The 21,152-nt window shown below is 69.8% G+C and carries 17 protein-coding genes and 1 rRNA gene; all 18 read right to left on the bottom strand.

The annotated features are described in order from the left end of the window. Nucleotides 1-343: 343 nt before the first annotated feature. A 16S ribosomal RNA gene (locus AC1DX8_RS20595) occupies nt 344-1,869 on the bottom strand. A gap of 707 nt (nt 1,870-2,576) precedes the next feature. Beyond that, nucleotides 2,577-3,839 (bottom strand): tyrosine--tRNA ligase, encoded by a 1,263-nt coding sequence (gene tyrS, locus AC1DX8_RS20590; RefSeq protein WP_477631823.1) that lies wholly within the window; start codon nt 3,837-3,839, stop codon nt 2,577-2,579. Nucleotides 3,840-3,901: 62 nt separating this feature from the next. Continuing rightward, a complete protein-coding gene (locus AC1DX8_RS20585; RefSeq protein ID WP_477631822.1) occupies nt 3,902-4,564 on the bottom strand; it encodes a DNA-3-methyladenine glycosylase in 663 nt (220 codons plus the stop codon). After that, nucleotides 4,528-5,280 (bottom strand): succinate dehydrogenase/fumarate reductase iron-sulfur subunit, encoded by a 753-nt coding sequence (locus tag AC1DX8_RS20580; RefSeq protein WP_477631821.1) that lies wholly within the window; start codon nt 5,278-5,280, stop codon nt 4,528-4,530. Before AC1DX8_RS20580 ends, AC1DX8_RS20585 begins: the two co-directional genes overlap by 37 nt. Further along, a complete protein-coding gene (locus AC1DX8_RS20575; protein WP_477631820.1) occupies nt 5,277-7,208 on the bottom strand; it encodes a fumarate reductase/succinate dehydrogenase flavoprotein subunit in 1,932 nt (643 codons plus the stop codon). The genes AC1DX8_RS20580 and AC1DX8_RS20575 overlap by 4 nt, the downstream gene beginning before the upstream one ends. Before the next feature lie 58 nt (nt 7,209-7,266). Then, nucleotides 7,267-8,082 (bottom strand): hypothetical protein, encoded by an 816-nt coding sequence (locus AC1DX8_RS20570; protein ID WP_477631819.1) that lies wholly within the window; start codon nt 8,080-8,082, stop codon nt 7,267-7,269. A gap of 1 nt (nt 8,083) precedes the next feature. Then, the gene (locus AC1DX8_RS20565) at nt 8,084-8,374 is read right to left on the bottom strand and encodes a hypothetical protein (RefSeq protein ID WP_477631818.1); all 291 of its coding nucleotides are present in this window, start codon (nt 8,372-8,374) and stop codon (nt 8,084-8,086) included. A gap of 104 nt (nt 8,375-8,478) precedes the next feature. After that, entirely contained in the window at nt 8,479-9,906 is a 1,428-nt protein-coding gene (gene argH, locus AC1DX8_RS20560) for an argininosuccinate lyase (protein ID WP_477631817.1), read from the bottom strand. Beyond that, nucleotides 9,903-10,412 carry an arginine repressor gene (locus AC1DX8_RS20555; RefSeq protein WP_477631816.1) on the bottom strand — a complete coding sequence of 170 codons (510 nt, stop codon included), beginning with the start codon at nt 10,410-10,412 and terminating at the stop codon, nt 9,903-9,905. The genes argH and AC1DX8_RS20555 overlap by 4 nt, the downstream gene beginning before the upstream one ends. Nucleotides 10,413-10,416: 4 nt before the next feature. Beyond that, a complete protein-coding gene (gene argF / locus AC1DX8_RS20550; protein WP_477631815.1) occupies nt 10,417-11,370 on the bottom strand; it encodes an ornithine carbamoyltransferase in 954 nt (317 codons plus the stop codon). After that, nucleotides 11,367-12,584 carry an acetylornithine transaminase gene (locus AC1DX8_RS20545; RefSeq protein WP_477631814.1) on the bottom strand — a complete coding sequence of 406 codons (1,218 nt, stop codon included), beginning with the start codon at nt 12,582-12,584 and terminating at the stop codon, nt 11,367-11,369. The genes argF and AC1DX8_RS20545 overlap by 4 nt, the downstream gene beginning before the upstream one ends. After that, nucleotides 12,584-13,552, bottom strand: coding sequence for an acetylglutamate kinase (argB, locus tag AC1DX8_RS20540; RefSeq protein WP_477631813.1), 969 nt, complete (start codon nt 13,550-13,552; stop codon nt 12,584-12,586). The genes AC1DX8_RS20545 and argB overlap by 1 nt, the downstream gene beginning before the upstream one ends. Beyond that, the gene (argJ, locus tag AC1DX8_RS20535; protein WP_477631812.1) at nt 13,549-14,700 is read right to left on the bottom strand and encodes a bifunctional glutamate N-acetyltransferase/amino-acid acetyltransferase ArgJ; all 1,152 of its coding nucleotides are present in this window, start codon (nt 14,698-14,700) and stop codon (nt 13,549-13,551) included. The genes argB and argJ overlap by 4 nt, the downstream gene beginning before the upstream one ends. After that, the gene (locus AC1DX8_RS20530) at nt 14,697-15,107 is read right to left on the bottom strand and encodes an ACT domain-containing protein (protein WP_477631811.1); all 411 of its coding nucleotides are present in this window, start codon (nt 15,105-15,107) and stop codon (nt 14,697-14,699) included. The genes argJ and AC1DX8_RS20530 overlap by 4 nt, the downstream gene beginning before the upstream one ends. Before the next feature lie 97 nt (nt 15,108-15,204). Then, complete coding sequence (gene argC / locus AC1DX8_RS20525) at nt 15,205-16,263, bottom strand: N-acetyl-gamma-glutamyl-phosphate reductase (RefSeq protein ID WP_477631810.1); 1,059 nt, start codon at nt 16,261-16,263, stop codon at nt 15,205-15,207. A gap of 51 nt (nt 16,264-16,314) precedes the next feature. Then, on the bottom strand, nt 16,315-17,049 hold the full coding sequence (locus AC1DX8_RS20520; protein WP_477631809.1) for an SDR family NAD(P)-dependent oxidoreductase: 735 nt from the start codon (nt 17,047-17,049) through the stop codon (nt 16,315-16,317). After that, nucleotides 17,046-19,595: a phenylalanine--tRNA ligase subunit beta gene (gene pheT / locus AC1DX8_RS20515; protein ID WP_477631808.1), complete on the bottom strand. Its 2,550-nt coding sequence runs from the start codon at nt 19,593-19,595 to the stop codon at nt 17,046-17,048. Before pheT ends, AC1DX8_RS20520 begins: the two co-directional genes overlap by 4 nt. Beyond that, the gene (gene pheS / locus AC1DX8_RS20510; protein WP_477631807.1) at nt 19,595-20,701 is read right to left on the bottom strand and encodes a phenylalanine--tRNA ligase subunit alpha; all 1,107 of its coding nucleotides are present in this window, start codon (nt 20,699-20,701) and stop codon (nt 19,595-19,597) included. The genes pheT and pheS overlap by 1 nt, the downstream gene beginning before the upstream one ends. Between the last annotated feature and the right edge of the window lie 451 nt (nt 20,702-21,152).

Here is a 21,152-nt window from a genome sequence, read left to right as displayed (position 1 = left end):
ACTGTGTAGTTCTCAAGGTACGGGCGGCCCCTCCCCCGTCTCGGTGCCTACCGCTGGTCGCTGTACAACAGCACCGTGCGGCGGTTCATCCGTGGGGAGGGTCCTGGCCGATCTACCGGCCTGAGGTTCAAGCTTTCGCCCGAAGCCCTCAGGACCCAACAACGTGTCAGGCGCCGGCACCCTCTCGATTGCGTTCCACTGCCAGGTCCGAGGACCTGACTTGTACTTGCGACACGAGTCGGTGTCAGCGCCAAATAATCGATGTTCCACCCTTGAGCTCCTGGTGTAGGACGTACGCCTACAGACCAGGCTCTGGATCGCTTTCGCGACCAGTGCTCCTTAGAAAGGAGGTGATCCAGCCGCACCTTCCGGTACGGCTACCTTGTTACGACTTAGTCCCAATCGCCAGTCCCACCTTCGACGGCTCCCCCTCAAAGAGTTGGGCCACCGGCTTCGGGTGTTACCGACTTTCGTGACTTGACGGGCGGTGTGTACAAGGCCCGGGAACGTATTCACCGCRGCGTTGCTGATCYGCGATTACTAGCGAYTCCGACTTCATGGRGTCGAGTTGCAGACYCCAATCCGAACTGAGACCGGTTTTTTGGGATTCGCTCCACCTCGCGGTTTCGCAGCCCTTTGTACCGGCCATTGTAGCATGCGTGAAGCCCAAGACATAAGGGSCATGATGAYTTGACGTCATCCCCACCTTCCTCCGAGTTGACCCCGGCAGTCTCCTATGAGTCCCCACCATTACGTGCTGGCAACATAGAACGAGGGTTGCGCTCGTTGCGGGACTTAACCCAACATCTCACGACACGAGCTGACGACAACCATGCACCACCTGTATGCGAGTGTCCAAAGAGTTCTGCATCTCTGCAGCGTTCTCGCATATGTCAAGCCTTGGTAAGGTTCTTCGCGTTGCATCGAATTAATCCGCATGCTCCGCCGCTTGTGCGGGCCCCCGTCAATTCCTTTGAGTTTTAGCCTTGCGGCCGTACTCCCCAGGCGGGGAACTTAATGCGTTAGCTGCGGCACGGATCTCGTGGAATGAGACCCACACCTAGTTCCCAACGTTTACGGCATGGACTACCAGGGTATCTAATCCTGTTCGCTCCCCATGCTTTCGCTTCTCAGCGTCAGTAGTGGCCCAGAGACCTGCCTTCGCCATCGGTGTTCCTCCTGATATCTGCGCATTTCACCGCTACACCAGGAATTCCAGTCTCCCCTACCACACTCTAGTCTGCCCGTACCCACCGCAAGTTCGAGGTTGAGCCTCGAATTTTCACGGCAGACGCGACAAACCGCCTACAAGCTCTTTACGCCCAATAATTCCGGACAACGCTCGCACCCTACGTATTACCGCGGCTGCTGGCACGTAGTTAGCCGGTGCTTCTTCTGCAGGTACCGTCACTTTCGCTTCTTCCCTGCTGAAAGAGGTTTACAACCCGAAGGCCGTCATCCCTCACGCGGCGTCGCTGCATCAGGCTTTCGCCCATTGTGCAATATTCCCCACTGCTGCCTCCCGTAGGAGTCTGGGCCGTGTCTCAGTCCCAGTGTGGCCGGTCGCCCTCTCAGGCCGGCTACCCGTCGTCGCCTTGGTGAGCCGTTACCTCACCAACAAGCTGATAGGCCGCGAGTCCATCCCAGACCGAAAAACTTTCCAGACGATAGCCATGCAGCTTCGTCTCGTATCCGGTATTAGCTCCGGTTTCCCGGGGTTATTCCAGAGTCTGGGGCAGGTTACTCACGTGTTACTCACCCGTTCGCCACTGATCCGGTAGGAGCAAGCTCCCACCATCACCGTTCGACTTGCATGTGTTAAGCACGCCGCCAGCGTTCGTCCTGAGCCAGGATCAAACTCTCCATTGATGTTTAGCTCGTGGTCCGAAGACCACGAAACTGTTACCCAAGAAGGGTTGTTTCACTGACTGAGCAAGAACAACTAGCAATTGCTAGAAATTCATTGTCAACCAAAGGATTTTCGTTCGACGTGACTGCATCCCCAGACCTTTGGCCTGGTTCGCTGCCACCTCGAGACGAGGTAATTGGCATCGATTTTTGACACGCTGTTGAGTTCTCAAGGTTCGGACGCGCACCATCCGCTGACCTTTCGGCCGGCGTTCGGGGCAACCCTTCAAAGTTACTCGCTTCGCTCTTGGGCGTCAAATCCTTGCGCTTCCTGCTGGAAGCGGTGGATTGAGCGCGCTTGGCTCTCCGCGAGGTGTCCCACTGTAGCAGGCCGGCTGTGTTCCAAAAACTCAGGGTTTCCAGAAGACTGCTGACCGGCGTCCGGCCGCCCTTGCGGGCCGCGCAGATGCCCTCCGGCGAACCGGATGCTTTTCTGTGGGGCGCCCACTGTAGCAGCCTCTCGGCCCGGCTCCGACCACCCTTGCGGGCGCTCCGGAACGTCCTGGTCTCCCAGGTGCTTTTCGGTGGGGTCTGCCCCGGGACCGGCCTACTTCGCGGGAACTTTCGTTCCTGCGGTGGTGTCCGTTCCTCCCTGTCGGGCTGACGTCGAGAACATTAGACGGGCCTCGGCGCAAAACACAAATCCGCAGGTCAGCGGCTTGCGAGGGTCATCCAACCCGGCGCCCGGCCGCCAGCGACTTGCGGCCACGCCGCAGCAGCGCGACCCGTCCGTGCAGGAAGTCCGACTCCTGGAGCACCTGTTCGGGATCGGTCAGCTTGACGTTGTTGAGGGAGGCGCCACCGTCGCCGATCGCGCGGCGGGCGGCGTTGCGCGAGTCGACCAGCCCGACCGCCACCAGGGCGTCGGTCACCGACATGCCGGCCGAGACCTCTCCCCCGGGCAGCTCCCCGGTGGCGTCACCGAGCGTGCCCGGGTCGAGGGCGGTCACGTCCCCCTTGCCGAAGAGGGCCTCCGATGCGGCCTGCACGGCCGCGGTGGCCTGCGCCCCGTGCACGAGGGTGGTGACATCCGCGGCCAGGGCCTTCTGGCACTCCCGCAGGAACGGCTTCTCCGCGAGCGACTGCTCGAGCTCGGCGATCTGCTCTGCGGTGCGGTCGGTGAAGACCTTGAGCAGGGTCACCACTGAGGCGTCCTCGGTGTTGATCCAGTACTGGTAGAACGCGTAGGGACTGGTCATCTCGGGCGACAGCCAGATGGCGTTGCCCTCGCTCTTGCCGAACTTGTTGCCGGCGGCGTCGGTGAGCAGCGGTGTGGTGAGGAGGTGGACCGACTTCCCCTCCACCCGGTGGATCAGGTCGGATCCCGCCGTCAGGTTGCCCCACTGGTCCTGCCCACCCGTCTGCAGCGTGCAGCCGTAGTCGCGGAACAGCTGGAGGTAGTCCAGCCCCTGGAGCAGCTGGTAGCTGAACTCGGTGTAGGAGATGCCCTCCTCCGAGTTCAGCCGTGCGGCGACCGCGTCCTTCTTGACCATCTGGTTGACGCGGAAGTGCTTGCCGATGTCGCGCAGGAAGTCCAGCGCCGACATCGGCGCCGTCCAGTCGAGGTTGTTCACGAAGACCGCGGGGTTGTCACCCTCGACCGTGAGGAACGGCCGCACCTGGCGCTCGATGTTGGCGACCCACTCGGCGGTCTGCTCCTTGGTCTTGAGGACGCGTTCCGACGACGGCCGTGGGTCGCCGATCAAGCCGGTCGAGCCACCCACCAGGCAGATCACGCGGTGGCCGGCTCGTTGCAGGTGCCGCAGCACCACCAGCTGCACGAGGTTGCCGAAGTGCAGCGACGGGGCGGTGGGGTCGAAGCCGCAGTACGCCGTGATCGGCCCGTCGGCGAGGGCGTCGCGCAGCGCGGACTCGTCGGTGGTCTGGGCCACCAGTCCTCGCCACTGCAGCTCGTCGAGGATGTTGCTCACGGTGGGTCGCTCCTTCGCGTCGCACGACGTGCCGCGCTGTCGCGGCACGACCACAGCCTGCCCTATGCCCTGCGACTGCGTGCACGGGACGTGGCTGGTCGATTCGGTGCCGGTCGGTACACGGACACGGTTGGCTCGCCGTCGAGCCAGAACCGCCAGGGGTATGCCGCGGCGTCGCCGCCCGCTCCGGCCACCCCCACGCGCGGGCCCGTGCGCACGAGCGGCTCACCGGTCGCAGCGGCCGGACGGGCGAAGACGACGTCGCCACGCGGCACACAGGCGTCGACACCCGACTGCTCGCCGCGCAGGCCGAGGGTCGTCGCGAGCCGGGCTGGTCCGCGCGCCCAGTCGCGCCGGGCCACCCCCGCACGGCGGGTGGCCGCCACCTCCTCCCCGGCGACGACCTCCCCGGCTCGCAGGAGGACGGCGCTGGCCTCACCGCTGGGACCGCACACGACGTTGGCGCACCAGTGCATGCCGTAGGTGAAGTAGACGTAGAGGTGACCGGCCTCCCCGAACATCACCTCGGTGCGCGGTGTCGGTCCACGAAAGGCGTGCGAGCCGGGGTCGGCCGTCCCGGCATACGCCTCCACCTCGGTGAGCCGGACCGTGACGCCGGCGTGCGAGATCGTCGCACCGAGCAGTTCCGGGGCGACGTCGAGGACGTCGCGGGCGAAGAAGGACCTCGTCAGGCGCCGCGACGACGGATCTTGTTGCCGAGCCACACGACGGGATCGTAGTGGCGGTCGACGACACGCTCCTTGAGGGGGATGAGCGCGTTGTCGGTGATCTTGATGTGCTCGGGGCAGACCTCGGTGCAGCACTTGGTGATGTTGCAGTAGCCCAGGCCGTGCTGCTCCTTGGCCGCCGGGCGCCGGTCGGCGGTGTCGAGCGGGTGCATGTCGAGCTCCGCGACCCGCATGAGGAAGCGCGGCCCGGCGAAGTTGGTCTTGTTGTCCTCGTGGTCACGGACCACGTGGCAGACGTCCTGGCAGAGGAAGCACTCGATGCACTTGCGGAACTCCTGGCTGCGCTCCACGTCGACCTGCTGCATGCGGTAGTCACCCGGCTGCAGGTCCGCGGGCGGGCTGAACGCCTGCACCTCGCGCGCCTTCTGGTAGTTGAAGGACACGTCCGTCACCAGGTCGCGCATCACCGGGAAGGTGCGCAGCGGCGTCACCGTGATGACCTGCTCCTCGGTGAAGGTGCTCATCCGCGTCATGCAGAGCAGCCGCGGCTTGCCGTTGACCTCTGCGCTGCACGAGCCGCACTTGCCCGCCTTGCAGTTCCAGCGCACCGCGAGGTCAGGCGCCTGGGTCGCCTGCAGGCGGTGGATGATGTCGAGGACGACCTCGCCCTCGTTGACCTCCACGATGAAGTCCTGCAGGTCGCCTCCCCCGGCGTCCCCACGCCACACCTTGAACCTGGCGTCGTAGCTCATGACCGGTCACTCCCCTCGGCGCTGCCCTGCTGGGTGGACGAGCCGCCCGCGTCGAGGCGCGCCAGCTCTGGTTCGGTGAGGTACTTGGACAGCTCGGTGCGCTCGAAGAGCTCGAGCAGGTCCTGACGGATCTCGGGGACCGGCTGACGCCTGAGCTGAACGGTGCCGGATCCGTCGAGCGCGCAGATGAGGTTGACCCCGCGCCACTGCGGGTCCATGGCAGGGAAGTCCTCGCGGGTGTGACCGCCGCGCGACTCCGTGCGCTCCAGGGCCGCGAGAGCGACGCAGCGACAGACGGCGAGCATGTTGCGGAGGTCGAGGGCGAGGTGCCAACCAGGGTTGAACTGTCGATGCCCTTCCACCCCAACGGATTTCGCTCGCTCGTCGAGGTCGTCGAGCATCTCGAGCGCTTCGCGGACCTCTCCCTCGCGCCGGATGATCCCCACCAGGTCGTTCATCTTCTGCTGGAGCTCCTGGTGGAGCGTGTAGGGGTTCTCCGAGGCGTCGCGGAAGGGCGCGAGCGCGGTCTCGGCCGCCTGGTCGACATCTGCGTCGCTGATMGTGGGTCGCGAATCGCCAAGCGCGGCAATATATTCCGCTGCACCGACTCCGGCCCGGCGGCCGAAGACCAGCAGGTCCGAGAGGCTGTTGCCGCCCAGTCGGTTGGAGCCGTGCATGCCCCCCGCGACCTCACCCGCCGCGAACAACCCAGGCACCGAGGTCGCCTCCGTGTCGGCATCGACCTCGACGCCACCCATGACGTAGTGGCAGGTGGGGCCGACCTCCATCGGCTCCGCCGTGATGTCGACGTCGGCGAGCTCCTTGAACTGGTGGTGCATGGACGGCAGCCGGCGCCTGATCTCCTCGGCCGGGAGACGGGTGGAGACGTCGAGGAAGACGCCGCCGTGCGGCGAGCTGCGCCCCTCCTTGACCTCGTTGTTGATGGCGCGGGCCACCTCATCACGCGGCAGCAGCTCCGGGGGGCGCTTGTTGTTCTCCGGGTCCTTGTACCAACGGTCCGCCTCCTCCTCCGAGTCGGCGTACTGCCCTCGGAAGACGTCGGGGACGTAGTCGAACATGAAGCGCTTGCCCTCGGAGTTGCGCAGCACTCCCCCGTCGCCGCGCACCGACTCGGTGACGAGGATGCCCTTCACGGACGGCGGCCACACCATGCCGGTGGGGTGGAACTGGATGAACTCCATGTTGACCAGGGAGGCACCTGCGCGCAGGGCCAGGGCGTGGCCGTCGCCGGTGTACTCCCACGAGTTGCTGGTGACCTTGAACGACTTCCCGATGCCGCCGGTGGCCAGGATGACGGCCGGGGCCGAGAAGAGCACGAACCGGCCCGACTCGCGCCAGTAGCCGAAGGCCCCCGCGACCGCCCCGTCGGACTTGAGGATGTCGGTGATCGTCAGCTCCGCGAACACCCTGAGCCGGCTCTCGTAGTCACCCGTCTCGCGGTGGTCCTCCTGCTGGAGGCTGACGATCTTCTGCTGGAGGGTGCGGATCAGCTCCAGGCCGGTGCGGTCGCCGACGTGGGCGAGGCGGGGGTACTCGTGACCCCCGAAGTTGCGCTGGCTGATCCGGCCGTCCGGGGTGCGGTCGAACAGGGCGCCGTAGGTCTCGAGCTCCCACACGCGCATGGGGGCTTCCTTGGCGTGCAGCTCGGCCATCCGCGGGTTGTTGAGGAACTTGCCGCCGCGCATGGTGTCGCGGAAGTGGGTCTGCCAGTTGTCCTTCTCGTTGGCGTTGCCCATCGACGCGGCGATGCCGCCCTCGGCCATCACGGTGTGGGCCTTGCCGAACAGGCTCTTGCAGATGATCGCGGTGCGCAGCCCCTGCTCCCGTGCCTCGATCGCGGCACGCAGCCCGGCACCACCCGCCCCGATGACGATGACGTCGTAGTCGTGCCTCTCGAGGTCGGTCACTCGCACTCCTTCGGGGTAGGCCGTGGGCCGGGTCGGCGGGCCACGTGAGCTGGGTGGGCTAGTTGATGATGCGGAAGTCGCCGATCGTGCCGGCCGAGACCAGGGCGATGTAGGCGTCGGTCACCACGAGGCTCCCGAGGGTGACCCACGCGAAGAGCATGTGGCGGGCGTTGAGCTTGCCCACGAGACCCCACGCCTTGTAGCGCAGTGGGTGCTTGCTGAAGTGGTTGAGCCGCCCGCCGACGATGTTGCGGCAGGAGTGGCACCCCAGCGTGTAGCACCACAGCAGCACCACGTTGGCCAGGAGGATGAGCGTGCCGAGCCCGAGCCCGAAGCCGCCGTCCTTGCCGCGGAACGCGTGCAGCACGTCATACGTGTTGATCAGGCTGATGATGACCGCGGCGTAGAAGAAGTAGCGGTGCAGGTTCTGCAGGATGAGCGGGAACCGCGTCTCGCCCGAGTACTCCCGGTGCGCCTCGGGCACGGCGCAGGCCGGCGGCGAGTTCCAGAACGAGCGGTAGTAGGCCTTGCGGTAGTAGTAGCAGGTGAGCCGGAACAACAGCAGGAACGGCAGGGTCAGCGCCGCGAACGGGATCAGCGCCGGCCACTCGCCGAACGGCGTGCCGAAGTGGGTGGAACCGGGGACGCACGAGGTGGACAGGCACGGCGAGTAGAACGGCGTGAGGTAGCCGTAGTCGGCGACGAAGTAGTCCTTCTGCAGGCTCGCGCGCACCAGGCCGTAGAGGAGCCAGGCCGAGAAGCAGACGAACGTGACGAAGGGCTGGAGCCACCAGCGGTCCTCGCGGAGGGTGCGAGCGGCGATGCGGGCCCGACCGGGGGCATGGACGCCTCCGCTGAAGGGGACGTTCGACACCTCAGTGGCCCCGGGAGGGGCCGACGCCCTCGTCCTCGGCATCGGACCACAGCGAGGGGTCGTACTCCTCGTCGGGGATGAAGACGATCTCGCCCGGCCCACCGGCCCGGTCCTGCGAACCGACTCCGGCTCCCCGCGCCACGAGGTCGACGTCGTCCGCGAGACGCACCACGTCGTCGCGCAGTCGTTGCACGTCGATGGTGTTGCCGAGCTCCTTCGAGAGCGCGGTCACCGCCCGTCGCAGCCCGGCCACGTGACCTGCAGCCGCTGTGAGGTCGTCCCTGACGCCCATGGCACCGTCCCTTCGCAAGGCGGATACGGGTCGCCTGTGACCCGCATCACGAACCTATCGCGTGCTTCCCGAGATTTCTCGGAAGCGGACGGATGGGTATGCCGTCAGCGCACCTCGATCGGTTCGCTCGCCCAGGCGCGGGCCTCGGCGCCGGCCGCAACCACGCGGTCACGCTGCTCGGCGACGCGGGCCGGGGCGGTGCCTCCCCTGGCGTCGCGCGAGGCGAGCGACCCCTCGACGCTCAGCACGTCGCGGACCCCGGGTGTCAGGTGCTCGGAGATGCCGGCCAGGTCGGCGTCGCTCAGGTCCCACAGCTCGATGCCGCGGTCCTCGCAGGCTCGGACACAGGCGCCGGCGACCTCGTGGGCCACCCGGAACGGCACCCCCTCGCGCACCAGCCACTCGGCGACGTCGGTCGCCAGCGAGAACCCCTGGGGCGCCAGCGAGGCGAGCCGTTCGGTGTCGAAGACCATCGTGGCGACCATGCCGCTGAACGCCGGGAGCAGCACCTCGAGGGTGTCGACGGCGTCGAACACCGGCTCCTTGTCCTCCTGGAGGTCGCGGTTGTAGGCCAGCGGCAGGGCCTTGAGGGTCGTGAGCAGCCCGGTGAGGTCGCCGACGAGGCGTCCCGCCTTGCCCCGTGCGAGCTCGGCGACGTCGGGGTTCTTCTTCTGCGGCATGATGCTCGACCCGGTCGAGTAGGCGTCGTCGAGCGTGACGAACGAGAACTCCTTGGTCGCCCAGAGGACGACCTCCTCGGCGAGGCGGGAGATGTCGATGGCCGTCATGGCCGCGACGAAGGCGAACTCCGCCACGAAGTCGCGCGAGGCCGTGCCGTCGATCGAGTTCTCGACCGACGTGGTGAAGCCGAGGTCCGCGGCGACCGCCTCCGGGTCGAGCCCGAGGGAGGAACCCGCGAGGGCACCGGAGCCGTACGGCGAGACCGCCGCGCGGACGTCCCAGTCGCGCAACCGCTGGACGTCGCGCAGGAGCGGCCAGGCGTGCGCGAGCAGGTGGTGGGCCAGGAGCACGGGCTGGGCGTGCTGGAGGTGCGTGCGCCCGGGCATCGGCACGTCGGCGTGGCGGGTGGCCTGGTCGACCAGGGCGTCGACGACGTCGAGCACGAGTGCCGCGACCGAGCGCGCGTGGTCACGCAGGTACATCCGGAACAGGGTCGCGATCTGGTCGTTGCGTGACCGGCCGGCCCGCAGTCGCCCACCCACGTCGGAGCCGGCCCGCTCGATGAGGCCGCGCTCGAGGGCGGTGTGGACGTCCTCGTCGTCGTCGCCGGGCAGGAACGCCCCGGAGGCGACGTCGGCAGAGAGGGCGGCCAGCCCGGCCAGCATCGCCTCGAGGTTCGCGTCGTCGAGCAGGCCCGCGGCGTGGAGCACCCGCGCGTGCGCGCGGGAGCCGGCGATGTCGTACTGCGCGAGCCGCCAGTCGAAGTGGGTGGACTTGCTCAGGGCGGCGAGGGCGTCCGCCGGGCCTCCTGCGAAGCGTCCGCCCCACAGGCTGACCTTGTCGTCACTCACTCGTTCTCCTCTGTCGTGGCCGCACGCCCCAGGAGGTCGGAAGCGACCTTGCGGCTGGCGGCGGCGCCGGTGGTGATGACCATGATGGTGTCGTCGCCGGCAATGGTGCCGAGCACACCGGCCAGGGCGGCGTGGTCGATGGCCGAGGCCAGGTAGTTGGCGGCCCCCGGCGGCGTGCGGAGCACGACCAGGTTGTGGGAGGGCTCGGCCGTGACGAGCAGCTCCTCGCACACCCGCCGGAGTCGCGCCGTGAGCTGCGTCTCGTCGGGTGCCGGACGCGCGGTGCGGTCGCCGCCCTCTCCCGGCACGGCATACACGAGGGTGCGCCCGGAGCGGACCTTGACGGCGCCGATCTCGAGGAGGTCCCGCGAGAGCGTGGCCTGGGTGACGTCGATGCCGTCGTCGGCGAGCAGGTCGAGCAGCTCGCTCTGGGAGCGCACCTCGGTGCGGCCGAGGATCGCGACGATGCGCTGCTGGCGTCCGGTCCTGGTGGGGGCGATGCTCATCGGTTCAGGCCCCCTGCGGGCCTTCGCCGCCCTCGAGGAGGAACGACAGMAGGGCCTTCTGTGCGTGCAGCCGGTTCTCCGCCTCGTCCCACACCACCGACTGCGGACCGTCGATGACCGCGGCCTCCACCTCGAAGCCGCGGTAGGCCGGGAGGCAGTGCAGGAAGATCGCGTCGGCGGCCGCCTCGGCCATGAGGGATGTGGTCACGGCGAACGGGGCAAAGGGGCTCTGCGCCCCCTGACGGTCGCCCTTCTCCCCCTCCATGCCCATCGACACCCACGTGTCGGTGACCACCACGTCGACCCCCTCGACGGCGGCCACCGGGTCGTCGGTCACGAGGACCGATCCGCCGTGGGCCGCTGCGAGCTCCTGGGCCCTGGCGAGGATCGCCGGTGCCGGCTGGTGGCCGGCGGGAGTGCCGATGCGCACGTGCAGGCCGGCCAGAGCACACCCGAGAAGATAGGAGTGGGACATGTTGTTGGCGCCGTCCCCGACGTAGCCGAGGGTGAGGCCGCCGAGCGCGCCCTTGTGCTCGAGCACCGTGAGCAGGTCGGCCAGGATCTGGCACGGGTGGAAGTCATCGGTCAGGGCGTTCACGACCGGGACACCGGCGTGGGCGGCCATCTCCTCGATCCGGTCCTGGCCGTACGTGCGCCAGACGACGGCGGCCGACTGGGGTCCGAGGACCCGTGCGGTGTCGGCGATCGACTCGCGGGTGCCGATCTGCGCGAGGGTGCCGTCGACGACCAGCGGGTAGCCGCCCAAGCCGGTGATCGCACCCGCGAAGGACACCTGGGTGCGCAGCGTCGGCTTGTCGAACACCACGGCCACCGTGCGCGGGCCCTCCAGGGGGCGCCGCGAGAACGGCGCAGCCTTGAGCTCGAGCGCGCGCCGGAGCACCAGGGCCTGTTCCTCGGCAGTCAGGTCGTCGTCGCGCAGGAAGTGTCGCAGGGTCATGACGCGTCCTCGGGAGTCGTGGCGGCGGGTGCCGCGGCATCGAGCAGGGCGGGCAGGGCGTGCACGAAGGAGTCGAGCTCGGCCGTGGTCACGACCAGCGGCGGCGCGAGGCGGAGCGCGTCCGGAGCCACCGGGTTGACGATGAAGCCGGCGGCGCGCGCGAGGGCGGCGACCTGGGCCGCGACCGGCTCGGTCAGCACGATCGCCCGCAGCAGCCCGGCTCCCCTCACCTCCGCCACGAGCGGGTGACCCAGGGCGGTCACGGAGTCGACGAGGTGCTGGCCTGCCTTCGTGGCGTGCTCGAGGAGCCCTTCCGCCTCGATGGTCTCGAGCACGGCGAGCCCGGCGGCGGCAGCGAGCGGGTTGCCCCCGAAGGTGCTGCCGTGCTGCCCGGCGGTGAGCAGGCCCGCGACCCGCGGGCCGAAGGCGACCAGGGCCCCGATCGGCACGCCGCCCCCGAGACCCTTGGCGAGCGTGATGGCGTCGGGGACCACCCCAGCCTGCTGGAACGCGAACCACGTGCCGGTGCGGCCGATGCCGGTCTGGATCTCGTCGAGGACGAGCAGCGCACCGTGCGCCAGCGTGAGCTCGCGGGCCAGTCGCAGGTATGCCGTGCCGGGGCTGAGCACGCCCGCCTCACCCTGGACGGGTTCGAGCACGACGGCGGCGGTGTCGGAGGTGACGGCGGCGCGCAGCGCGCCCTCGTCGCCGAACGGGACGTGCGTGACGCCCGGGATGAGCGGTTCGAAGGGCTCGCGGTAGGCGAGCTTGTGGGTCAGCGCCAGGGCCCCGGTGGTGCGGCCGTGGAAGGCACCTTCGGCAGCCACGATCCCGCTGCGCCCGGTGCGACGGCTGAGCTTGATGGCGGCCTCGATCGCCTCGGCACCGGAGTTGGCGAAGAAGACCGCGGACCCCTCGGGTGCGCCCGCGAGCGCGAGCAGCTGCTCGGCCAGCGCGATCTGGCCCTCGGACGTGAAGAGGTTGGAGACGTGGATCGCCTCGCCGGCCTGCTTGCTGATCGCAGCCACCAAGGCAGGGTGGCCGTGACCGAGTGCGTTGACCGCGATCCCGCCGACCAGGTCGAGGTAGCGGTTGCCGTCGACGTCCCACACGTGGCACCCGCTCCCGTGCGACAGCACCAGCGGCGGGAGCCCGAAGACCCCCATGACCGATCGCTGGTAGCGCTCGAGCAGCTCGTCGTTGCGCGCGCCCATCAGGACTCCTCGTCCGCGACGATCATGGTGCCGATCCCCTCGGAGGTGAAGACCTCGAGGAGGAGCGAGTGGGGTTGGCGACCGTCGATGACGTGGGCCTGGGGGACGCCACCCTCGACGGCGCGGATGCACGCCTCGAGCTTGGGGATCATCCCGGCGTCGACCCGCGTCAAGAGCTCCTGGGCGCCCGCGACGGTCAGTGACGACAGCAGCGAGTCGCGGTCGGGCCAGTCGGCATAGACACCCTCGACGTCCGTCAGCATCACCAGCTTGTGCGCCTTCAGCGCGACCGCGAGTGCCGCCGCAGCCGTGTCAGCGTTGATGTTGAGCACCTGCCCGTCGACGTCGAGGTCGGGGGCGACCGTCGACACCACGGGGATGCGACCCGCGTCGAGGATGTCCTGCACGGCCCCGGGGTTGACGGTCTCCACGTCACCGACCAGGCCGAGGTCGACCTCCTCGCCGTCGACGTGGGTGCCGCGACGTCGGGCTCCGAACAGGGCGGCGTCCTCCCCCGACAGCCCCACGGCCACCGGGCCGTGCTGGTTCAGGAGGCCGACGAGCTCGCGGCCGACCTGGCCGGTGAGCACCATCCGGACCACGTCCATGACCTCGGGCGTGGTGACCCGCAGCCCGCCGCGGAACTCGCTCTGCAGGCCGAGCCGGTCGAGCATCGCGGCGATCTGCGGACCACCTCCGTGGACGACGACGGGACGCAGGCCGGCATACCGCAGGAACGCGACGTCCTGGGCGAAGGCGGCCTTGAGTCCGTCGTCGACCATGGCGTTGCCGCCGTACTTGACGACGACGAGCGCGCCGCGGAACTGCTCGAGCCATGGGAGCGCCTCGACCAGCGTCTGCGCCTTGCCCTGGGCGACGCGCAGTGCGGCTGCCCCGATGTGGCCGCGGACGGTGTTCGTGGACCGCGGCGCGGAGGGTGGCGCGGAGCCGGTGAGGGGAGTCGTCATGAGGAGTAGGCCGAGTTCTCGTGGACGTAGTCGTGGGTGAGGTCGTTGGTCCAGACCGTGGCCGTCTGGCCCCCGGCGTGCAGGTCGACCAGGACGTGCACCTCGCGCGGGGTCAGGTCGACCAGGGCACGGTCCTCGCCGACCCCCCCGGCGCGGCAGACCTCGACACCGTTGATGGAGACGTCGAGTGCGTGCGGGTCGAACGCTGCCGCGGTGGTGCCGACCGCGGCGAGGACGCGTCCCCAGTTGGGGTCGTTGCCGAACACCGCGCACTTGAAGAGGTTGTTGCGTGCGATCGACCGCGCCACCTCCAGGGCGTCGGCCTCCGAGGCGGCGGTGCGCACCTCGATGGCGATGTCGTGGTGGGCTCCCTCCGCGTCGGCGATGAGCTGCCGGGCCAGGCTCGCGCAGACCTCGGTGACCGCCTGGGTGAGCTGCTCCGTGTCCGCCGGGACCCCCGACGCGCCGGAAGCCAGGAGGACCACCGTGTCGTTCGTCGACTGGCACCCGTCTGAGTCGATCCGGTCGAAGGTCGCGGCCGTGGCGGAGCGCAGCACGCCGTCGAGCACGCCGCCGGTCACGACCGCATCGGTCGTGACGACGACCAGCATCGTCGCGAGGGCAGGCGCGAGCATGCCCGCGCCCTTGGCCATGCCACCCACCGACCAGCCGTCGCGCTCGGCGGAGGCCACCTTGTGCACCGTGTCGGTCGTCTTGATCGCGATGGCGGCGGCCGGGCCTCCGTCGTCCGACAGCGCCGCGGCTGCCGACTCGACCCCGGCGAGCACCTTGTCCATGGGGAGCAGCTCGCCGATCAGGCCGGTCGAGCAGACCACGACGTCGTGGGAGGAGACACCGAGGACCTCGGCGACCTTCTCGGCCGTCGTGTGGGTGTCGGCGAAGCCCTGGGCTCCGGTGCACGCGTTCGCGCCCCCGGAGTTGAGGACGACCGCGTCGACCCGTCCATCCAGGGACGCCTGCCGTGACCAGGTCACGGGTGCAGCCTCGACGCGGTTGCTGGTGAAGACCGCAGCGGCGTGGTGGTCGGGCCCGTCGTTGACGACCAGGGCGAGATCGGGCGTCCCACTGGCCTTGATGCCCGCCGTCACCCCGGAGGCGCGGAAGCCGCGGGGACTCGTCACGCTCACGAGGCACCTCCACCGAGCCGGGCCGGGGCGGCGGTGTTGCCGTCGCGCTTCCAGATCGCCATCGCCTCGTCGGCCCGCTCCGCGTCGACGAGGATCCAGTCGGTGTCGTAGGTCGACAGGGCCAAGATGCTGATGCCCTGCTTGGCCAGCGGCTCCAGCAGGCCCGAGAGCACACCGACGGTCGAGAAGTCGAGCGGACCGGCGATCTCGAAGGCGACCAGGGGACCCTGCACCTTCGGGCGCGCGGGCACGGACTCGAAGGCACAGACGACGGACGTCTCGCTGTCGGTGTAGGTGATCGAGGCGAGCGGGCCGGTGCGCCAGTCCCAGGACGGCTCCTCCCCCGCGGGCAGGCGGGCGAACCCGACCTCGACCGCATGCCTCATCAGGTGCAGGGGCAGGCTCATGACAACCGCCCCCTTGCGCGCTTGCTCCGGGCCTCGCTCGTCCCTCGCTCGTATCCGCCCACGCAGAGCGTGGGACCCGGCTTCGCTGTCAGGAGGCTCATGGCGCCACTCCCGCCACGGGAAGCCCGGTCGTCTCGGTCAGTCCGAGCGCGAGGTTCATGCACTGCACAGCAGCACCCGCCGTTCCCTTGGTGAGGTTGTCGATCGCGGCCACCGCGACCACGCGGCCGACCCGTTCGTCGATGGTGACCTGGACGTGGACGGAGTTGCTGCCGAGCACGCTGGCCGTCGACGGCCACTGGCCCTGCGGAAGCACGTGCACGAACGGCTCGTCGGCATACGCCTTCTCCCACGCCTCCCGTATGCCGCGGGCGTCGGTGCCTGCTGCCGCGTCCCGCAGGCGAGCGGTGCAGGTTGCGAGGATGCCACGGGGCATGGGGGCCAGGGTCGGGGTGAACGACACCTGGACCTCACCGCTGCCGGGACCGCCGGCAACGGTGAGGTTCTGCTCGATCTCGGGGGTGTGCCGGTGCACGCCGCCCACGCCGTAGGGCGACATCGCGCCCATCACCTCGGCGCCGAGGAGGTGGGGCTTCAGCGACTTGCCCGCCCCGGACGTCCCCGAGGCCGCCACCACCACCACGTCGTGCGGGTCCAGCAACCCGGAGGCGAAGCCCGGCGCCAGGGCGAGCGAGACCGCGGTCGGGTAGCACCCGGGCACGGCGACGTGCCGGGTGCCCTGGAGCGCCTCGCGCTGGCGGCCTGCGCCCACCGGCAGCTCGGGCAGCCCGTAAGCCCAGGCCCCGGCATGCGGGGTGTCGTAGTAGGTGGTCCACGCCTGCTCGTCGCGCAACCGGAAGTCGGCGCCGCAGTCGATGACGGTGACCGAGTCGGGCAGCTGCGCGGCCAACGCGGCGGAGTGCCCGTGCGGGAGGGCGAGGAAGACGACGTCGTGACCCGCGAGGACCTCGAGCGTGGTGTCCTCGACCAGGCGGTCGGCGAGCGGGGTCAGGTGCGGGTGGAGGTCGCCGAGGCGACGCCCGGCACTCGCACCGGCCGTGAGCGCCCCGATCTCCACGTCCGGGTGCCCGAGCAGGAGCCGCAGGAGCTCGCCCCCGGCATACCCACTCGCACCCGCCACCGCTGCCTTGACCATGTGCATAAACATACACGCTCATGCACAGTCATGCACATGGCCCCACGGGACTCAGGTCAACGGGTCGTCGGCACCCCAGCGCAGCAGGCCGAGCGTGCGGTCCGACTCGGCCAGTCCCCGGGCCGCCCTAGCGGTGAGCGAGCCCGGCGTGTCGACCCCGGCCCGCACCAGGCGTCCGTTCCAGTCATCCAGCTCGCCGCGGGCGATGGCGAGCAGCAGCTCGGCCACCACTGCGGGCTCGGTCCACTCGGTGCGGTCGCGGTGGGCGTCCATCGCCTGGGTCATGTCGGTGCGCACCACCCCGGGTGCCAGGTCGAAGGCCCGCACGCCGCGGTCGGCGTTGAGCCCCGTGGCGGCGGTCAGCCTGGCCAGCGCGCCCTTGCCCACGTTGTAGGCGGTCGCGATGTCGTAGTTGCGGTAGGCCGCACCCGAGTTGATGTTGACGATGCGCCCCGCTCCGGCCGCAATCATGTGGGGCAGCAGCGCGCGGGTCATCAGGTAGGGGCCCCTGAGGTTGACCTCGATCGTCTCCCACCACTCGTCCGGGTCACTGTCGACCAGCGCGACCTCGCGGTCGATGACCCCCGCGTTGTTCACCAGAAGGTCGACGCGACCGTGCCGGTCGATGATGTCGGCGACCCACGCCTCGACCGCTGCCGGATCGGTCACCGGGGCGACCGACCGCGAGCCCCGCTCGACGGCATACCCGGCGTCCTCGAGGGCGTCCGCGAGGTGGTGACCGATGCCGCGCGAGGCACCGGTCACGACGGCGACCGGCGCGGTCACCGCTGGCTCGCGCCCGTGCGGGCCGCGGCCTGGACCACCGCGGAGTCACGCAGGGCGCTGACCTCGTCGGTGGTGAGGGTGCGGTCCTTCGCCCGGAAGGTGAGCCGGTACGCGAGCGACTTGCGCCCGTGCCCGACCTGCTCGCCGCGATAGAGGTCGAAGAGCAGGACGGACTCGAGGTCCTTCCCCGCACCGGCGCGGAGGGCGGCCTCGACGTCGGACGCCGCCACGCCCTCGTCGACGACGAGGGCGACATCGGTGTGCGCCAGCGGATAGGTCGACAGCGCGGTCGCCTCCAGCGGGGTGCCGGTGGCCGCGACGAGGACGTCGACATCGAGCTCGCCGGCCACGGTGCGCGGCGGCAGCTCGAGCGCGCTGGTCACCTTGGGGTGCAGCTCGCCCGCGTGGCCGACCACCGTCCCGTCGGCGAGCGCCAGCTGCGCGCAGCGGCCCGGGTGCCACGGCGGACGGTCGGCCGCGGTCACGACCAGGTCGAGACCGACGGAGCGTCCGACCGCCAGGGCCCAGGCCACCGCGTCGGACGCATCGGCCTGCCGACCGGGTCCCCACGGGCCGCCGCGCTCCAGCTCCCCAGCGGCTGCGTATGCCGCGTGCCGAGGCTGCGTCGGCACGGCACCGAGGATGGCGGCCAGGGTGGCGTCATCCGGCCGGTGCTCGATGCCGGGCACCGGTGCGGCGGTCGGCTCGCTGCTGGCGCGGGTGACCAGACCGATCTCGTAGACCGCGATGTCGCGCGACCCGCGGGCGACGTTGCGGCGCAGGGTGTCGAGCAGGGTGTCGAGCACGGAGGTCCGCATCAGCGGCGCCTCGTCGGACAACGGGTTGACCAGCCGGACCGCAGCCCGACGCTCGTCGTCGGCCGGGAGGCCCAGCCGGTCGAAGAGCACCGGCGCGACGAAGGGGTAGCTGAGCACCTCGACGAGCCCCTGGTGGGCCAGGGTCGTCGCGATGACGCGACGGATGCGCTGGCCGTGGGTCAGCCCACGACCGGCAGCCTTCGGCTGCGGAAGTACTGAAGGGATCTGGTCATAGCCGCGGACCCGCGCGACCTCCTCCACCAGCTCCGGGCCGTCGGTCAGGTCGGGACGCCACGAGGGTGGCAGCACCGAGACCCGTCCCTCGTCTGCCGCGTCGGTGACCTCGCAGCCGATCGCCCGCAGGGTCGCGAGGACCTCGGCCTGGGGGTAGTCGAGCCCGATGTAGCGCGTGGGCAGGGTCGGGTCGAAGTCGAACGGCTCGGCTGCGGCCCGGAGGTCGACGTCGGTCACGCCCTCGTCGGCCGTCCCGCCGCCGTGGACGACCAGCAGGTCGACCGCGAGCTGGGCCGCTGCCGCCGTCACGGCGTGGTCGACCCCGCGCTCGAACCGCTTCGACGCCTCGGTCGTCAGGCGGTGCCGGCGCGAGGAACGGGCGACCGTGATGGGGTCGAAGTGGGCCGCCTCGATGAGGACGTTGGTCGTCGCGCCGGTCACCTCGGACGAGGCGCCGCCCATGACGCCGGCGATCGCCAGCGGGGTGTCGGCACCGTCGACGATCAGCAGGTCCTCGGGGTCGAGCGGCCGCTCGATGTCGTCGAGGGTGGTGAGCTTCTCCCCCGCTCTCGCGCGCCGGGTGCCGACCGAGCCGGACAGCGTGTCGAGGTCGAAGGCGTGCAGCGGCTGGCCCAGCAGCATCATGACGTAGTTGGTCACGTCGACGGCCAGCGAGATGGGGCGCATCCCCACCTGGGTGAGCCGCTTCTGCATCCAGCTGGGGCTGGACGCGGTCACGTCCACGCCGCGCACCACCCTGGCGACGTAGCGGTCGCAGCCGACCCGACCGCCGAGCGGGGTGGCGTCGGTGAGGTGCACGGCATACCCGCGGTCGTTGGACGGGGGGACGACGAGCTCGGGGGCCTCGGCAGGGTCGTGGAACGCAGCGCCAGTCGACAACGCGTACTCGCGGGCGATGCCCCGCAGCGAGAAGCAGTAGCCACGGTCAGGGGTGACGTTGACCTCCACGACCTCGTCGGCCAGGTCGAGCAGGGCGATGGCGTCGTCGCCGGGCTTGAGCCCTGCGGCCACCTCCTCGCCCAGCAGCTCGCCCAGGACGATGATCCCCGAGTGGTCGTCACCGAGACCGAGCTCCGCCTGGCTGCAGATCATGCCGTTGGAGACGTGGCCGTAGGTCTTGCGGGCCGAGATCTCGAAACCACCCGGCAGCACACCACCCGGCAGCACGCAGACGACGAGGTCGCCCACCCCGAAGTTGTGCGCCCCGCAGACGATCTCCTGCGGCTTGCCCTCGGTCAGCTGCTGGCCGTTCTCGCCCACGTCGACGGTGCACCAGTTGATGGTCTTGCCGTTCTTCTGCGGCTCGGGCTCGACCGACAGCACCCTCCCGACGACGAGCGGTCCGGAGATGTCACCACCGTGCAGCCCCTCTTCCTCGAGGCCGACCCGCACGAGGGCGGCCGCGATCTCCTCACCGGTGGCGTCCGCGGGGACGTCGGCCAGCTCGCGCAGCCAGGACACGGGCGCGTGCATCAGATCTCCATTCCGAACTGCTGGGAGAAACGCACGTCTCCCTCGACGATGTCGTGCATGTCTGCCACGTTGTGGCGCAGCATGAGCGAGCGCTCGATGCCCAGCCCGAACGCGAACCCGGTGTAGCGGTCGGTGTCGACGCCGGCGGCGCGCAGGACGCGCTGGTTGACCATCCCGGACCCGCCCAGCTCGATCCAGCCCGTGCCACCGCAGGTGCGGCAGCGCTCGCCGTCGAGGGTCCCCGAGCCGCCGCAGATCCAGCACCGGCAGTCGATCTCGGCGCTGGGCTCGGTGAAGGGGAAGTAGTTGGGGCGCAGGCGGGTGACGATGCCCTCGCCGAACAGCCGCTGGACGAACGCGTCGAGGGTGCCCTTGAGGTGGGCCATGGTGATGCCCTCGTCGACGACCAGTCCCTCGAACTGGTGGAACACCGGCGTGTGCGTGGCGTCGAGGTCGTCGGTGCGGAAGACCTTGCCCGGGCACAGGACGTAGATGGGCGGCTCGCGGTCGAGCATGGTGCGGACCTGCACCGGGGAGGTGTGCGTGCGCAGGACCAGTCCGGATCCAGCCGGCTCGACGAAGAAGGTGTCCTGCTCCTGCCGGGCCGGGTGGTCCGCGGGGATGTTGAGCGCGTCGAAGGTCAGCCACTCGGACTCGACCTCCGGGCCCTCGGCGATCTCCCAGCCCATCGAGACGAAGATGTCCTCGACGCGCTCGGAGACCAGGCTGATCGGGTGCCGCGCGCCGACGGGCCGGCGCGGGACGCGCACCGTGAGGTCAACGGTCTCCTCGACCAGGATGCGCCGGTCGCGGTCGGCCTCGAGCTCGCGCTGGCGCGCTGCCAGCGCCTGCGCGACCTGCCCTCGCGCCTGCCCCACGCGTTTGCCGGCCTCGGCCTTGGCGCTGGGTGGGAGGGCGCCGATCTCGCGGTTGGCCAAGGCCAGCGGGCTCTTCTCCCCCTGGTGGGCCAGGCGCGCGGCCTTCAGCTCGTCGAGCGTGGCTGCCGCCGCGATCGCCTGCTGGGCCTCGGCCACGGCCTTCTCGACCTCGGTCGGGTCGAGCGCGGCGACCTCGACGGGGTCGTACTGCTTGTTGGGTCCTGACATCTCTTCCACTCTGCTCGTCGGCTCGTCGACTCGGCAATCCGAAGGCGGCGCACCGAAAGCGGCGCTGCCGAAAGTCTAGGGGCCGCACTGGTGCGGCCCGCGGTCCGGGTGCGGCCTTCGGGGGCGAGCGCTGGGTGCTGGAGGTATGCCGCTCGCGCAGCGCGCAGACGCACGCAGAGGCGTCGCCGGGTGGCCCTCAGTGCAGCGGTGCGACCGCGCCCGAAGGCCCGGTAAATCGCTGCATCGACCTGCTCACCCGGCCAGCCTGACCTGACGTCCCGGCCGACGCAACCCGGTTTCGACGGGTGGGCCGCACCGCGCGCCAGGTCGGTGCGGGGTCGCTCAGGCGAGGTAGTCGGGCGGCTCGCAGGGAAGGCTGATCCGGAACTGGGCGCCACCGGTGGCGCCCTCCTCCACGTGGACCCGTCCGCCGTGGGCCTCGACGAGCCCC

This window comes from Pedococcus sp. P2_A3, assembly GCF_056405035.1.
This window is presented reverse-complemented; position numbering and strand designations above follow the sequence as displayed.

What these genes read in the sequence shown, in the direction of transcription:
- AC1DX8_RS20580 (WP_477631821.1), bottom strand. Translation starts at nt 5,280, where the DNA reads ATGAGCTACGACGCCAGGTTCAAGGTGTGGCGTGGGGACGCCGGGGGA.
- AC1DX8_RS20565 (WP_477631818.1), bottom strand. Translation starts at nt 8,374, where the DNA reads ATGGGCGTCAGGGACGACCTCACAGCGGCTGCAGGTCACGTGGCCGGG.
- AC1DX8_RS20555 (WP_477631816.1), bottom strand. Translation starts at nt 10,412, where the DNA reads ATGAGCATCGCCCCCACCAGGACCGGACGCCAGCAGCGCATCGTCGCG.
- AC1DX8_RS20545 (WP_477631814.1), bottom strand. Translation starts at nt 12,584, where the DNA reads ATGGGCGCGCGCAACGACGAGCTGCTCGAGCGCTACCAGCGATCGGTC.
- argB (WP_477631813.1), bottom strand. Translation starts at nt 13,552, where the DNA reads ATGACGACTCCCCTCACCGGCTCCGCGCCACCCTCCGCGCCGCGGTCC.
- AC1DX8_RS20530 (WP_477631811.1), bottom strand. Translation starts at nt 15,107, where the DNA reads ATGAGCCTGCCCCTGCACCTGATGAGGCATGCGGTCGAGGTCGGGTTC.
- argC (WP_477631810.1), bottom strand. Translation starts at nt 16,263, where the DNA reads ATGGTCAAGGCAGCGGTGGCGGGTGCGAGTGGGTATGCCGGGGGCGAG.
- pheT (WP_477631808.1), bottom strand. Translation starts at nt 19,595, where the DNA reads ATGCACGCGCCCGTGTCCTGGCTGCGCGAGCTGGCCGACGTCCCCGCG.
- pheS (WP_477631807.1), bottom strand. Translation starts at nt 20,701, where the DNA reads ATGTCAGGACCCAACAAGCAGTACGACCCCGTCGAGGTCGCCGCGCTC.